The sequence below is a fragment of the Gilliamella intestini genome, from assembly GCF_900094935.1.
Taxonomy (GTDB): domain Bacteria; phylum Pseudomonadota; class Gammaproteobacteria; order Enterobacterales; family Orbaceae; genus Gilliamella; species Gilliamella intestini.
Genome location: NZ_FMBA01000045.1, coordinates 1 through 15,910, shown reverse-complemented (window position 1 = coordinate 15,910; position 15,910 = coordinate 1). Strand labels below are relative to the sequence as shown.

Here is a 15,910-nt window from a genome sequence, read left to right as displayed (position 1 = left end):
AGTGAAACGCCGTAGTGCCGATGGTAGTGTGGGTATTACCCATGTGAGAGTAGGGTGCCGCCAGACTTTTAAATACACGAGCCCAGCAGCAATGCTGGGCTTTTTTGCTTTCAGGAATTTTATTAAAGAAGTACTAAAATAGTCAGCTATGAAATATTTATATGAGTAATATTATAATAAATATTGTTTAGTGTGAAAAATATACGGAAAAGGTGTATTTGTCTTATCAGTATCATTTTTTTATTTATTTATTGCTCTATGTATGAAACAATTTAGCTATATAAAAATAAATTTTTGAGGTAGTCAGTGATCGATAATGATGGCTACCGTCCAAATGTAGGAATAGTTATTTGTAACAGGTATGGTCAGGTGCTTTGGGCTCGTCGTTATGGGCAGAATTCCTGGCAATTTCCTCAGGGCGGAATAAAACAAAACGAAACGCCTGAGCAGGCAATGTTTCGTGAATTAAACGAAGAAGTTGGTTTATCATCAAAAGATGTGAAGATTTTATCCGTTACTAATGGTTGGTTACGATATAAATTACCTAAAAGGATGGTTCGTTGGGAAAATCACCCCGTTTGTATTGGACAAAAACAAAAGTGGTTCTTACTAGAATTAATATCTGATGTATCGGTAATAAATCTTAATACATCGTTAACTCCTGAATTTGATGATTGGAAATGGGTAAATTATTGGTACCCTATTCGGCAAGTCATTGCTTTTAAAAGAGATGTTTATAGGAAAGCAATGAAGGAGTTTTCTTGTATTGTTTTTTCGATTCAAATTGAAATAGATGTACCTATTACTAACATTTCTAAAAAGAAACGGTTTAATTTCTTTGTTCATAAACATAAAAATAAAAAGCGTATTAAAAAATGAATCAATATTTGCAATTTCCTAATTTCGATCCAATAGCATTTTCTATTGGTCCTATATCGCTCCATTGGTATGGTGCTATGTATTTGTTTGGTGTGCTTGGAGCTCTTTATTTAGCCAAACGCCGTGCAAATAAACCTAATAGTAAATGGGCGTCACAACAGGTTGAAAATTTATTATTTTGGGGATTTTTAGGCCTTTTTATTGGTGGTAGATTAGGTTATGTTTTCTTTTATAACTTTGATGCCTTTATTAAAGATCCTGTTATTTTATTTAAAGTTTGGGAAGGAGGAATGTCTTTCCATGGCGGTTTAATTGGCTCTATTTGCGTTATTGCTATTTTTGCAAAAAAAGCAAAGAAAACTTTTATGGAAGTAGGTGATTTTGTTGCTCCGCTTGTCCCGATTGGTTTGATGTTTGGACGATTTGGTAATTTTATTAATGGAGAACTTTGGGGGAGAGTAACTAATTTGCCTATTGGCATGCTATTTCCAACATCATCACAGGCCGATTTTATGTTTGTTCAATCTCATCCTGAATGGTTTTCACTTTACTCACAACTAAATGGTATTTTACCAAGGCACCCGTCACAGCTTTATGAAATGATTTTCGAAGGAATTGTACTGTTTATTATTTTGAATGTTTTTATCCGAAAACCAAGGCCTACAGGTGCAGTATCTGGGTTGTTTTTGTTTTGCTATGGTTTATTTAGATTTGTTATAGAGTTTTTTAGGCAACCAGATGAACAACTAGGTTTATTTTTAAATATTATTAGTATGGGACAAATATTATGTTTACCAATGATTATTGGTGGTATTTTAATTCTTTTATTTGCGTATAGGTTTAATCATAAGGCAAAAACACAATGAAACAATATTTAGTGTTAATGCAAAAAATTTTAGATGAAGGTACTCCTAAGTCAGATAGAACAGGAACAGGTACGCTATCTATTTTTGGGCATCAAATGCGATTTAATTTACAAGAAGGTTTTCCTCTTGTTACAACTAAAAAGTGTCATTTACGTTCAATTATTCATGAATTGCTTTGGTTTTTGAAGGGAGATACAAATGTTAAGTATCTTCAAGATAATAAGGTAACTATTTGGAATGAATGGGCTGATGAAAATGGTGATTTAGGTCCTGTTTATGGCAAACAATGGCGGGCATGGGGTACTGCCGATGGTCGTCAAATAGATCAAATTTCACAATTAATTGATCATGTTAAGAATGATCCTGATTCTAGACGTATGATTGTTTCAGCCTGGAATGTTGGAGAATTAGATCAAATGGCATTAGCACCGTGTCATGCTTTTTTCCAATTTTATGTCGCAAACGGCAAACTTTCTTGTCAACTTTATCAGCGCTCTTGTGATGTATTTTTAGGATTGCCATTTAATATAGCTAGCTATTCTTTGTTAGTCCACATGATTGCACAGCAATGTGAATTAAAAGTAGGTGATTTTGTGTGGACTGGTGGTGATACTCATCTTTATTCTAATCATATGGAACAAGCTCATTTGCAATTAAGTCGCGAGCCAAGGATATTGCCAAAATTAACTATTAAACGTAAACCTCCAACAATTTTTGATTATAAGTTTGAGGATTTTGAAATTGTTGGTTATGAACCGTATCCAGCGATCAAAGCGCCTGTTGCTGTTTGATTTTTTGTTAAAAAGTTTCCGGTAACTATGTGTTTCAGTATAAAAAAATAGATAATTTTAAGAATGGATCATAGCTAATGGTTTTACTATGATCTACTTTAAATATCAATTGATAACCAATATTGTTACAGAATAATAATATAACGCTATTATGCTTTGTTTATTTTTATGCCCTGAAAAATAAGATATGGTATATAATAAACAACTGCATTGTTAATAATAATTTGATCTTAATATGAGTCAAAACCAAGAAATTCGGCCTATTTTTACTAAAAGCTTATTACACCCTCGTTATTGGTTAACGTGGTTTGGTATTGGTGTTTTATATCTAATCGTTTTATTGCCATACCCTATTATTTATCAATTAGGAAAAGGGTTAGGATTGCTTTCGATGAAATTAATCGGCAAACGTAAAGAAACGGCTAGGCAAAATCTAAAACTCTGTTTTCCTGAAAAAACAGAATCTGAACGTGATCAGATGTTGCGTGAAAATTTTATTTCAACGGGTTTAGCAATTTTTGAAACCGGTATGGCATGGTTCTGGTCTGATAAACGTCTTGCTAAAAAAGTTTCTATTGTTGACGATTTTCATATCACAAAAGTTCAACAATCAGGTCAAGGCGTTTTACTTATTGGTATCCATTTTCTGACATTAGAATTAGGTGCACGTATCTTAGGAATGAACCATCCTGGAGTCGGAGTGTACCGTCCAAATGATAATCCTGTAATGGATTATGTTCAGCTTAAAGGACGTTTAAAATCAAACAAATATATGTTGGAACGCCATAATACAAAAGGTATGATTAGGGCATTAAAAAATGGTGAATTGCTTTGGTATGCTCCTGATCATGATTATGGTCCTAAAAATAGTGTTTTTGCTCCTCTATTTTCAGTTGAAAAAGCAGCGACAACAGTAGGTACGCGTATATTAGTCAAGTTAGGTCATCCTGCTATTATTCCATTTACACCTAAACGAGAAAAAAGTGGTCGGTATGTTGTTTATATTTCTCCTAGAGTTGAAGGATTTCCTATAGAAGATGATGTGCTAGCTGCAACGTTCATGAATAAAATAATTGAACAAGAGATTTTAAAAGCACCAGAACAATATATGTGGTTACATCGTCGATTCAAAACACGCCCAAAAGGAGAATCCCCTTTATATTCTGATAATGTGCAATCTGATTAATATCTTTTAAAAGAGTAAAAAATTACAATATGCAAAAACTAAATAAAATTATTTTATATTGTCGTTCTGGATTTGAAAAAGAGTGTGCAGCAGAAATTACAGATAGAGCTGCGAAAAAAGAAATTTATGGTTTTGCTAAAGTAAAAGAAAACAGCAGTTATGTTATTTTTGAATGTTATCAAGATGGTGATGCGCAATTATTAATAAAAGATTTGGCTTTTCGGACACTTATTTTTGCACGACAAATGTTTGTATCTGGTGATTTATTAGTTGATTTGCCAACAGATGATCGTATATCTCCTATTATTAATGCATTATCTGGATGTATAGATAAAGCCGGTGATTTGCGGGTTGAAGTTGCTGATACTAATGAAGGAAAAGCGCTTTCAGGTTTTTGCCGTAAATTTACTGTTCCGCTTCGTCAAGCATTACGAAGTAAGCGTATTTTATTGAAAGTTGAAAATCCTTCTCGTCCGGTTATTCATTTATTTTTTATCAATAATAATAGCTGTTATGTTGGTTATTCATTTAGCCGAAATAATTCTCCTTTTTATATGGGAATTCCACGGCTAAAATTTCCTGCAGATGCTCCAAGTCGCTCTACGTTAAAATTAGAAGAAGCTTTTCATATTTTTATCCCATATGAAGAGTGGGATGAGCGATTAAAAGGTGGGTTGAATGCTGTCGATTTAGGAGCTTGCCCAGGGGGATGGACTTATCAGCTGGTTAAAAGAAGTATGATGGTTTATGCCATTGATAATGGATCTATGAATGAAAAATTAATGCAAACAGGTCAAGTTAAACATTATAGAGAAGATGGTTTTAAATTTATGCCTAAAAAGCATAATATTTATTGGTTGGTCTGTGATATGGTTGAAAAACCAACCAAAGTAACCGAATTAATAGCTAAATGGCTAATTAATGGTTGGTGTAGAGAGGCTATTTTTAATCTCAAATTACCAATGAAAAAGCGTTATGAAGAAGTAAAACAAAGTTTACAATTACTAAACAATGAATTAAATAATAAGAAAATTAATGTACAAATTCAAGCTAAACAGCTTTATCATGATCGAGAAGAAGTGACCGTTCATGTACAACGAATTTGGGGATAACAACTTATAAGGGAATAGGTATGAATCTAAAACGCTCCTTTTGTGTTATGTTAATAATGTCATTATTTGTATTTTTGGTGGGATGTAGTTTTGAATCAAATAAGTCTCTTGACTTTGATGAGCATCAAAACTCTAATTATTATTTGTCACAAGCGGATAATAGCACAGGTTCCATTAAAGTTAATTGGCAACTATTAGCTATTCGGGCTTTAATAAAAGAAAATAAATTTTCGCAAGCAAATGCATTATTAGCAAATTTACCTCTTAATCTTAATGCTGAACAGCAAAAAGAAAAGTTATTATCAGAAGGCGAAATTGCTGTAAAAAAGAGGAGAAAATTTGACCTTAATCAATTTACTCTCGATAATTTGACTAATTCACAGTTATACCGTTATTACGCTATAAAATTAGGTCTAGATATAAATAATAAAGATATTAATGCTCAAGCTCATGATTATCTTCAATTAGAAAAGTATGTATCAGAAACTGAAAAACGGCAATTATTAATTAATACATGGAATTTTTTTCGTAAGTTAAAATCTGATAAACTTGGTAAGATTTTAGTTGATGAAAACGAAACTGTATTACGAGGTTGGGTTGATTTAGCTTATACTTACCAAAATAATAGTAACAAACATGTTTCGCAAGATGATGATACTCCAGAAATAATTGCAGCAAAATCTGAAAATCAAAAACAGTTATTAAACCAAGCTATCAACAATTGGGCTACACAATACCCACATCACCCAGCTAACGAAATTATTTCAATATTGACTGGAGGAAAAACTCTTTCAGTCGATGCGAATGCAAAAAATGTTGCTTTATTATTACCATTAAATGGTTCTTCACGTATATTTGGTGAAACAATTCGTCAAGGTTACATTAATGCTATAAATCTTTTTCCACAAGAACCTCAACAAAATGTGATTGTACTTGATACAACTAGTGCTTCTATGGATACTTTAATTCAACAAGCACAAGAGCAGCATGTTGAATTAATTGTAGGGCCTTTATTAAAAAATGAAGTTACTAAAATAAAAGAATTAGCACCAACCATTCCAGTTTTAGCCTTAAATAAAGTTGATAGCATGGCTTCTTCTGCTAATAAAATGTGTTTTTTTGCTTTATCTCCTGAAGATGAAGCAAAAGATGCGGCAGGCCATATTTATTCTCAAAATAAAGTAAAACCATTGCTATTAGTACCGCAAACTGATTTAGGACGACGTGTTGCTCAAAGTTTTGCAATGGAGTGGTCACAATTATCGACAAATAACTCACAAGCTTACGTACAATATTTTGGTAATACTACAACATTAAGCGCCAATATGAATCATAATATAGGTATTATCCTTGCAGGAAATCCTATCTTGAATGATGAGGTCTCGTCAGAGGGAATGTTATCCACTGGGTTTGATGCTATTTATATTTATTCCTCATATGATGAATTAACATTGATAAAACCAATGCTTGATATGGGGGCAAATAAAACTATTGGTAATTCATCGACCATTATGCTTTATTCAAGTTCAAAAAGTCATGTAGCTAATGCTTCTAAAGATTTTAACTATGATATGAATAAAACTGAATATGCAGAAATTCCTATGATTGTGAATCAAAAGGATAATACAAATAATATACCTAGTAATGTTCAAAAAGATTATTCATTAATGCGTCTGTATGCGATGGGAATTGATGCGTGGAGACTTGCCAATCGTTTTAATCAACTTAGTTCATATCAGCCTAATTTTTTAGATGGAATGACAGGTAAATTATCCACAACTGATCAATGCGAAGTAACTCGAACACTCTCTTGGCAGCAATATATTTATGGTGATGCTAAATCAGATTCTAAGAGCGAATAAAAAACAAATTGGTGAGTATTATGAAAATATTGCTTGCCAATATCTACTCAACAAAGGTCTTATATTTTTAGCTCATAATATTCAATTTCGCCAAGGTGAAATCGATTTAATAATGTTAGATAAGGACTGCATTGTTTTTATTGAAGTGCGTTACCGAAAAAATGCAAATTTTGGTGATGCCGAAATGACTGTAACATTAAATAAACAAAATAAGATAAAGCAGGCTGCTCAGCTATGGATGATAGAGCAAAATTTAAATATTGAAGATACCGCGTTTAGATTTGATATTTTTGCTATTACAGGTAAAAGTCAAAAGTGGATTATCAATGCATTTTAATTTTTAGGTGAAAGCGTGCAAGATTTAATTAAAAATTATTTTACTGAAAGTATTCAGACTCAAATCGTAATGGCTGAATCACTTGGTTATTCTATCGAAAAAGCAGCAAATATTATTGTTGATAGTTTACTTAATGGTAATAAAATTATGAGTTGTGGCAATGGCCCATCAGCAGCCAATGTGCAAAGCTTTACTTCACGTTTAATTACTAGTATTAACATTGAAAGACCCAGTATTCCTGCGATAGCTTTAGTATCGGACAATGTTTTATTAAGTGCGATAGCTAATCATGAAGAAATTTATGCTCGTCAAATTCAAGCACTAGGGCAACAAAGTGACGTTTTAATTATAGCTACTTGTCAAGGTAAAAGTCGCGCAATTATTCGAGCTGTTCAAGAAGCAGTAATTAAAGATATGAAAATTGTTGCATTAACGGCATTTGATGGTGGTGAAGTTATTGGTTTATTAGGACAAAATGATATCGAAATTAGAATACCATCTTATAAAAAAGTCATGGCTTACGAAATGCATGCCATGATTTTAAACTGTTTATGCCAATTAATTGAAAATACTTTGTTTAACCACGTTGAATAAGTTGGAATAAAAATAGTTTTGTTCTGCCTTAATAGTGAATGTTATGCTATAATTATGAGCTGTTTTGATGAATTAAATTATTAAGAGAAGTTGGTGTTATGACCGAACTAGCCAAAGAAATAACTCCCGTTAATATTGAAGATGAACTAAAGTCCTCATATCTTGATTATGCTATGTCAGTAATTGTAGGTCGTGCATTGCCAGATGTGCGAGATGGTTTAAAGCCTGTGCACAGGCGTGTTTTATTTGCAATGCATGAGGCAGGATATGATTGGAATAAACCTTATCGAAAATCGGCACGTGTTGTTGGGGATGTAATTGGTAAATACCATCCGCATGGTGATTCTGCTGTTTATGATACAATCGTTCGTATGGCTCAACCATTTTCATTGCGTTACATGCTAGTTGATGGTCAAGGTAACTTTGGCTCTGTTGACGGCGACTCAGCCGCTGCAATGCGTTATACCGAAATTCGGATGCAAAAATTTGCAGGAGCATTGCTTACAGATCTTGATAAAGAAACTGTTGATTTTTCACCTAACTATGATGGATCAGAAATGATCCCTGATGTGTTACCAACTCGTATTCCAAATTTGTTAATTAATGGTTCATCAGGAATTGCTGTTGGTATGGCCACTAACATTCCTCCTCACAATCTCTCTGAAGTTATCAATGGTTGCTTGGCTTTTATTGAAGACGAAAATATTTCAGTCGATGGTTTAATGGAGTATATCCATGGGCCAGATTTTCCGACAGCAGCGTTAATCAATGGTCGAAAGGGTATTGAAAATGCATATCGCACTGGTCGTGGTATTATCTATATTCGCTCTAGAGCAACAATTGAAGTTGATGAGCATAGCGGTCGTGAAACAATTATCGTTAACGAAATTCCATATCAAGTTAACAAGAAAAAATTGATCGAAAAAATTGCTGAATTGGTCAAAGATAAAAAAGTAGAAGGCATTTCTGCATTACGTGACGAATCTGATAAAGATGGTATGCGTATTGTTATTGAAATAAAACGTGATGCAGTTGGTGAAGTTGTTTTAAATAACCTTTTTTCTTTAACTCAATTACAAGTTTCATTTGGTATTAATATGGTGGCTTTGCATAAAGGTCAACCTAAACTACTAAATTTGCGTGAGATGATTGAAGCTTTTGTACTTCATCGCCGTGAAGTTGTAACACGTAGAACCATTTATGAATTACGCAAAGCACGGGAACGTGCCCATGTATTAGAAGGTTTAGCAATCGCACTTGCCAATATTGATCCTATCATTGAGTTAATTCGTGCTGCGGCAACGCCTAGTGAAGCAAAAACTAAATTATTGAGCCAAGCTTGGCAACTTGGAAATGTTGCTGCTATGTTAGAAAAAGCAGGTAATGATGCAGCTAGACCAGAAGATTTAGCACCAGAATTTGGTATTCATGATGGGCATTATTATTTATCAGAAGCACAAGCTCAAGCGATTTTAGAACTTCGCTTACACCGCTTAACCGGCCTTGAGCATGAAAAAATTCTTGATGAATACAAAGAGTTGTTAATTCAAATTGGTGAGTTATTGCATATTTTGGCAAGTTCAGAGCGTTTAATGGAAGTGATTCGTGAAGAATTAGAAAGTGTTCGAGACCAATTCCAAGATGCTAGACGAACAGAAATTACCGCAAGCAGTGCCGATATTAATATTGAAGATCTTATTGCTCAAGAAGATGTGGTTGTTACTCTTTCGCATCAAGGTTATGTAAAATATCAACCTCTTTCTGATTACGAAGCTCAACGTCGTGGTGGCAAAGGTAAATCTGCAACTAAAATTAAAGAAGAAGACTTTGTTGAAAAATTATTGGTAGCTAATACTCACGATACGATCCTGTGTTTTTCAAGCCGTGGTCGATTATATTGGATGAAAGTTTATCAATTACCTGAAGCTAGCCGAGGCTCTCGTGGTCGTCCAATTATTAATTTGTTACCTCTTGAAGAAAATGAGCGTATTACCGCAATTTTACCAGTTCGAGAATTTGATGATGAACATTGTGTATTTATGGCAACAGCACAAGGTACAGTTAAGAAAACATCCTTAATTGAATTCAGTCGTCCACGAAGTGGTGGCATTATTGCGATTAATTTACGTGATGATGATGAATTAATTGGCGTTGACTTAACTAGCAATGATCCTTCAGCTATGACTGATGATGAAGAAATGAATGATGATATCGTTGTAGAAGACGTTGATGTTGAAGATGATGAAGTGTCACAATGTTCAACGACTGAAGATATTATGTTATTCTCAGCTAATGGTAAAGTTGTTCGATTCCCTGCTAATAAAGTTCGTTGTATGGGAAGAACCGCTGCGGGTGTTCGAGGTATAAAGCTTGATAGTGATGATAAAGTTGTATCTCTAATAGTGCCGCGAGGAAGCGGTGCAATATTAACTGCAACTCAAAACGGTTATGGTAAACGAACTCAGCAAGAATTATATCCAACAAAATCACGAGCAACTAAAGGCGTTATTTCTATTAAAGTAAGTGAGCGTAATGGTTCTGTGGTTGGCGCAGTTCAGGTTGATGAAACCGATCAAATCATGTTAATTACAGATGCAGGAACACTGGTTCGCACTCGAGTTTCAGAAGTAAGTATTGTAGGTCGTAATACTCAAGGAGTTATGCTTATCCGAACAGCTGAAACTGAAAAGGTTGTGGGATTACAGCGAATTGCTGAAACAGAGGACGATAGTGAATCTGATTTATTACCTCATAGTGAAGAGCAGAGTGATTTGGAACAAAGCCCCGAAGAATAATTTTTAATTATAAGAAGGATTAGTGATATTAACTAATCCTTTTTTATTTAGAAAACCTCGAAAAGGAACAGTATTAGATGGCATTTTTTACAAAAAAAATCTTAACAAATCTTGCATGGCAAATTTTAATTGCTTTGGTTTTAGGTGTTGCGATGGGGGCTTATTTATTTGAGCTTTCTGTTCCATCTCATCCATTACACACTTATTATCAATTTTCTATAGTTAATATTTTTCAGCCTGCGGGTGATATTTTTATTCGTTTAATCAAAATGATTGTATTACCTATTATACTCAGTACATTAACGTTAGGTATTGCAGGTATTGGTGGTTCGAAAAGACTAGGAACTTTAGGTTTTAAAACAATACTTTATTTTGAGATTATTACCACTATTGCTATTTTATTAGGTCTTTGCTGGGGAAATATTTTTTCACCAGGAGCGGGTATTGATTCATCTACGCTTGCAACAACAGATGTGAGTAAATATGCAAAGGCAGCCGAAGAATTAAGCGGAAAACCACACGGTTTAATTGTTATGATTCTTGATATGATTCCTGCAAATATTTTTAAAGCAATGACTGATGGGGCTGTTTTACCCGTTATCTTTTTTTGTGTCTTTTTTGGTTTAGGACTAATGTCTTTACCTGACAAACAACGTGAACCGTTTCTTTTCTTTTTAAAAGTAATTTCAGATACCATGTTTAAAGTAACCAATATGATAATGCGTTATGCACCTATTGGTGTATTTGCACTTATCACAGTAACTGTTGCTAAATATGGTTTTGCATCTTTACTGCCATTATTTAAGTTAATTTTAACTGTATATTCGGCAATGATTATTTTTACATTAGTAGTACTCGGCCTTGTCTGTAAAATCTGTCGCTTTAATATTTTTACATTGCTTAGAATTTTAAAAGAAGAGCTAGTCATTGCATTTTCAACGGCAAGTTCAGAAACAGCATTACCGAAAATTATTGAAAAGATGGAAGCCTATGGTGCACCCAAATCAATAACTAGCTTTGTGATTCCAACGGGATATTCATTTAACCTTGATGGTTCAACACTTTATCAAAGTATAACAGTTATCTTTTTAGCTCAACTTTTTAACATTGATCTCACCATTTTGGATCAAATTATTATTGTTATTACATTGATGATTGCTTCTAAAGGTATCGCAGGTGTTCCAGGTGCATCAATTTTAGTTTTATCGGCAACGCTTGGTAGCGTTGGCATCCCTCTTGAAGGTATTGGTTATATAATGGGCGTGGAACGAATTTTAGATATGGGAAGAACGGTAGTTAATGTCGTTGGTAATGCATTAGCTGCAATAGTTATTGCTCGCTGGGAACATGTTTTTGATGATAAAAAAGCAAGAGCGTATGAACAGCAATATTTAAAATAAAATCATTATTTGTTTACTAAAGCTTCAGCTAAAAACTGGAGCTTTTTTATTGCTTAAATAATTATTTGATAATTAATGAATAATATCATCATTTAAAAGATATAAAAAAACCCAGCATAACTGGGTCTTTTTGTTTATTTAAAACTATTTAATTTTAGCTTCTTTATAAACTACATGCTGACGAACTACAGGATCGTATTTTTTGATCTCCATTTTTTCAGGCATAGTTCTTTTGTTTTTGCTAGTGGTATAAAAATGACCTGTACCAGCAGAAGAAACTAATCTAATTTTTTCGCGTACACCTTTTGCCATGATATGGTTTCCTTATTAGTACTTTTCACCACGGGCACGAAGTTCAGCTAAAACTGCATCAATACCCTTTTTATCGATAGTACGCATACCTTTAGCAGATACACGTAGTTTTACAAAACGTTTTTCACTCTCAATCCAAAAACGATGAGTTTGAAGGTTTGGTAGAAAACGACGTTTAGTAGCATTCATCGCATGAGAACGATTATTCCCTACTAAAGGACCTTTTCCTGTTACTTGGCATACTCGTGACATGTCAATAATTCTCCGAAATTTCTATGCTTAAGCCCTGGGCGTAATATGTTAATGGAATTAACCTCGTCAGGCTTTTAGTTTACTGCAGTTCTATCTGAGAAGCAGTCTACCTCTCACATTACACCCACAATAATGAGGTAGCGAAGTATACGCTTTTATACGCAAATTCTCAAGCATTATCTTATTTAAGTGTAAAATAATTTTATTGATAAAATGAATATTAACAAATGAATAACAGCTATTGAGTTATTATAATTAAAACAATTACTTTCCAATTTAAATTATTTTGATTAAAAACAAAAACGGTTTAATTTTATAATAAATATGTTTTAATACTAAATTATAGATTTTATCTATTAAATTTAATTTTTTAACTTTTATGGAGGTTATATGAACCAATTTACGCCATATAATATATACGGCATTATCGGTTATCCTTTGGGGCATAGTATGAGCCCTCTCATTCATACAACTTCATTTCAAGACTATAATATTCCTGCTGTTTTAGTTCCTTTTGCTACACCTCCACAAGAGATTGCAGCTTTATTTAAATCAGTAAGATTATTAAATATTCGTGGTTTATGTGTCACTATTCCGCATAAACAAACGATTATTCCTTATTTAGATGAAGTGACCGAGCATGTAAAAAAAGCAGGAGCGGCTAATTTAGTATATTGGCATGGTGATAAGTTATGTGGTGATAATACAGATATTGTTGGTTTTATGGAACCACTCAAAAGCAAAAAACTATCGGCAGAATATAACAAAGTATTATTACTTGGTGCAGGTGGTGCTGCACGAGCAGCTGTTGTTGGCTTACAAGAGCTTGGTTATACCAATATCACAGTAACCGATATTGCAGATGACTCAGCTCAAATATTAGCTAATGAATTCAACCTAAAAACCATTAAATGGGAAGACCGCGGCGAGGTTGAAGCACAAATTATTATAAACTCAACACCACTGGGCATGACAGGTAAGTTTGAAGAGCAAACTCCTTACAAACAGGCTTGGTTTAAAGGCAAAGGTGTGGCTTATGACATCGTTTATACTCCATACAATACACGGTTTAGACAAGAAGCAGAGCAAGCGGGTTGGGAATCAATATCAGGACGTGAAATGTTTATTGGCCAAGCAAATGCTCAATTTAAAATTTGGACTGGAAAGGATCTTTCTGAGCGTGCAAAACAGGCTGTAATTGATGCTTTAACTAAAAAATAATTTGTAGGAAAACGCCGAGTTGTTTACACTTTATGATTAAAATAATCCGCTAAAAATCATAAGGCGTTTTTCCAAAAATCGCTTTATGTGGTTTAACCGTATGATAAAAATTAATCAAACATTTAAGCTTTTATTTTCTCTCTTTGGAATCGTTAAATATTGGCTGCTTATGCCGCATCTCAATTCAAAGTTGGTATCATGTTTTCGGCTTTTCCACTGGTTTATGGGCAGGTGATTTTTGCTTGATATACCAGTTATCATACAGTTTATCTAAATAAATCAATACAGTAGAATTTTTGTTAAAAAGTTTCAGGAGTGCACCACGTCTATGTATAAAAACATTAAAAATCAAATAGATACAAACAGGTAAATATTCTTTGGTTTGTTGCTTGGTTTGGTTTTTAAGTAACGGCAAACTTTAGGTATCAGCCTGTCGCCTTAATTTATTTTCAATGGACTTTTCAAGTTTAAGCAGATAATTAATACTCAGCTAATCGTTTTATAACGTTTATTCTTACTGCTTAAAGGGAAAAACTCTAATCGGGCTTTTTTAGTACGTTATAAATAGTAGGACAACTGACAATAAAGTGTTTAGCCAAATTGGTGATAGTTATTTTTCTTTTTGATATCAGCGCTCTATCGCTTATCTGTGATAAGGAGTTAGTTTTGTTTTTTGTATATTCATTACAGTAGTTTCTCAAATTACTGTAAACAACGCGAAGAATTTCTACATATTAATATATAGCAAATATGTCTAACAAAATAAGCATTAGCCATGTTTGTTGATATTTAAATGATTAACCTTTTGAGTGTTAAATCTGTGCTTTACCCAGTGGTTTCAACAAAATAAATATTCATATTATTCAGCATTGATTACAACAATCAAATATAACATAACTCTATCTTCATGGTTCAGGAAGGCTCTGTTAGTTGACTTCATCAAAAAATTTAGTGTTATTTAGGATTTCTTTATGTTTTAATGTAAAAATGACAAAAATTTTTTTAGGTAGCTATTGAAATTATTGTAAAAAATAATTTTTTCAATGCATTAAAGAATGTTTAAAAAAATATTGCAAAAAAAAGAACAAATCACTAGCATGGCTAGCATATTCTGTAAATCAGAAAGGACATACTGAATATGAACAAAACAATTTTTTTAGTTGGTGCAAGGGCTGCAGGTAAAACAACAATAGGGAAAATGTTAGCTGATAAGCTATCATTTTCTTTTATTGACACTGACAACCACTTACTTAAAACAACTCAAAAAACAGTAGCCGAAATTGTTGAAAAAGAAGGTTGGGAAGGATTTAGAGCAAGAGAAAGCCAAGTGCTTGTTGATACGACTAAACCTAATCGTGTTATTGCAACTGGCGGAGGAATGGTGTTAGCTGAGCATAACCGTAATTTTATGAAACAAAATGGCATTGTTATCTTTTTATCGGCACCTGTTGACACTTTAGCTGCTCGTTTAATGAAAGACCCCAATGTTACTCAACGTCCATCACTAACAGATTTACCAATTATTGATGAAATAGAAAAAATATTATCTGAAAGACTACCTTTGTATCATGATGCTGCGCACTATGTGATTAATGTTGATCAAGATAAAGGTTTGATCTTAGAAAAAATAATTGAAACGCTTGGATGGAAACTTTAATTTTTTAGAAAATACTACTTGAAACGGGTATTTTTGGATAATAAAAAATAGAATGTGTAAAAAATTTGTACAGTCTTTAGTTAGTAATCCAATCATTACAGCTTCTTAAAAAGAACTAAATAATAATATTTTTCTTATTAGCAGAACAATAAAATAATGCTTCAAGATGATATAAAATCATAAAAAATAAGGCGATTTCAGGAAAAATTGCCTTATGTCTTAGAAAATTATTTTAACCAAATGCATTATGTATTTTTTTTGTTTATAGTTACGATAGTATTAGTTGATGATTGATTTTGATTCATATTGTTAGTCGGTGATAAATTATATTTGCTTTTATAGATGCAATTAGCATAGTCAACCATACCACTAGTTAAAAATAGATCTAAAAACCATCCAATACCAAATAAACCAACAGTAAAAAACCAAATAATGCCAGTAATCCATTTACCACAGTACATTCGATGGACTCCCCATACTCCAAAAAAGAACCACAATAAATAAGCAAGGCCTTTACTTCTCATACTATCTCCGTTTTATAATTAATTTATGATTTTATTAGGGGCTGTTGATCTTTGCTGTACATAAATTACTCAACAATACATTGGCAGCCACATTAACATAAATGCCAGTGATACCATACTGG

At 33.1% G+C, this 15,910-nt stretch carries 15 protein-coding genes; 12 read left to right on the top strand and 3 right to left on the bottom strand.

The annotated features are described in order from the left end of the window. The first annotated feature begins 306 nt into the window (after nt 1-306). From rppH to gltP, 10 genes are all read left to right on the top strand, one after another. Entirely contained in the window at nt 307-879 is a 573-nt protein-coding gene (gene rppH, locus GA0061080_RS09780) for an RNA pyrophosphohydrolase (RefSeq protein WP_065636075.1), read from the top strand. Continuing rightward, on the top strand, nt 876-1,745 hold the full coding sequence (gene lgt, locus GA0061080_RS09775; RefSeq protein ID WP_065636074.1) for a prolipoprotein diacylglyceryl transferase: 870 nt from the start codon (nt 876-878) through the stop codon (nt 1,743-1,745). The genes rppH and lgt overlap by 4 nt, the downstream gene beginning before the upstream one ends. After that, nucleotides 1,742-2,536 carry a thymidylate synthase gene (thyA, locus tag GA0061080_RS09770; protein ID WP_091124855.1) on the top strand — a complete coding sequence of 265 codons (795 nt, stop codon included), beginning with the start codon at nt 1,742-1,744 and terminating at the stop codon, nt 2,534-2,536. The genes lgt and thyA overlap by 4 nt, the downstream gene beginning before the upstream one ends. A gap of 235 nt (nt 2,537-2,771) precedes the next feature. Next, a complete protein-coding gene (lpxL, locus tag GA0061080_RS09765; RefSeq protein WP_091124852.1) occupies nt 2,772-3,722 on the top strand; it encodes an LpxL/LpxP family Kdo(2)-lipid IV(A) lauroyl/palmitoleoyl acyltransferase in 951 nt (316 codons plus the stop codon). Between the two features lie 29 nt (nt 3,723-3,751). Next, complete coding sequence (gene rlmM / locus GA0061080_RS09760; RefSeq protein WP_091124848.1) at nt 3,752-4,834, top strand: 23S rRNA (cytidine(2498)-2'-O)-methyltransferase RlmM; 1,083 nt, start codon at nt 3,752-3,754, stop codon at nt 4,832-4,834. Between the two features lie 20 nt (nt 4,835-4,854). Beyond that, nucleotides 4,855-6,696, top strand: coding sequence for a penicillin-binding protein activator (locus tag GA0061080_RS09755; protein WP_091124845.1), 1,842 nt, complete (start codon nt 4,855-4,857; stop codon nt 6,694-6,696). Continuing rightward, nucleotides 6,668-7,033, top strand: a complete 366-nt coding sequence (locus tag GA0061080_RS09750) for a YraN family protein (RefSeq protein ID WP_081300128.1) — start codon at nt 6,668-6,670, stop codon at nt 7,031-7,033. The genes GA0061080_RS09755 and GA0061080_RS09750 overlap by 29 nt, the downstream gene beginning before the upstream one ends. A 15-nt stretch (nt 7,034-7,048) precedes the next feature. Continuing rightward, nucleotides 7,049-7,627, top strand: a complete 579-nt coding sequence (locus GA0061080_RS09745) for an SIS domain-containing protein (protein WP_065636068.1) — start codon at nt 7,049-7,051, stop codon at nt 7,625-7,627. Nucleotides 7,628-7,725: 98 nt separating this feature from the next. Continuing rightward, entirely contained in the window at nt 7,726-10,422 is a 2,697-nt protein-coding gene (gyrA, locus tag GA0061080_RS09740) for a DNA topoisomerase (ATP-hydrolyzing) subunit A (protein ID WP_091124838.1), read from the top strand. A 77-nt stretch (nt 10,423-10,499) separates the two neighbouring features. Further along, complete coding sequence (gltP, locus tag GA0061080_RS09735) at nt 10,500-11,822, top strand: glutamate/aspartate:proton symporter GltP (RefSeq protein WP_065636066.1); 1,323 nt, start codon at nt 10,500-10,502, stop codon at nt 11,820-11,822. Between the two features lie 144 nt (nt 11,823-11,966). On the opposite strand, the gene rpmG is transcribed toward gltP, so the two are convergent. Beyond that, nucleotides 11,967-12,134 carry a 50S ribosomal protein L33 gene (rpmG, locus tag GA0061080_RS09730; RefSeq protein WP_034884348.1) on the bottom strand — a complete coding sequence of 56 codons (168 nt, stop codon included), beginning with the start codon at nt 12,132-12,134 and terminating at the stop codon, nt 11,967-11,969. A gap of 15 nt (nt 12,135-12,149) precedes the next feature. Continuing rightward, nucleotides 12,150-12,386: a 50S ribosomal protein L28 gene (rpmB, locus tag GA0061080_RS09725; RefSeq protein ID WP_034884345.1), complete on the bottom strand. Its 237-nt coding sequence runs from the start codon at nt 12,384-12,386 to the stop codon at nt 12,150-12,152. Between the two features lie 390 nt (nt 12,387-12,776). Between rpmB and aroE the strand changes: the two genes are divergently transcribed. Together aroE and aroL are read left to right on the top strand one after the other, a co-directional pair. Further along, entirely contained in the window at nt 12,777-13,607 is an 831-nt protein-coding gene (gene aroE / locus GA0061080_RS09720; RefSeq protein ID WP_091124834.1) for a shikimate dehydrogenase, read from the top strand. 1,138 nt (nt 13,608-14,745) lie between these two features. Next, nucleotides 14,746-15,264 carry a shikimate kinase AroL gene (gene aroL, locus GA0061080_RS09710; protein ID WP_091124828.1) on the top strand — a complete coding sequence of 173 codons (519 nt, stop codon included), beginning with the start codon at nt 14,746-14,748 and terminating at the stop codon, nt 15,262-15,264. 245 nt (nt 15,265-15,509) lie between these two features. Here the strand turns inward: aroL and GA0061080_RS09705 are convergent, their stop codons facing one another. Continuing rightward, entirely contained in the window at nt 15,510-15,788 is a 279-nt protein-coding gene (locus tag GA0061080_RS09705) for an NINE protein (RefSeq protein ID WP_091124826.1), read from the bottom strand. Between the last annotated feature and the right edge of the window lie 122 nt (nt 15,789-15,910).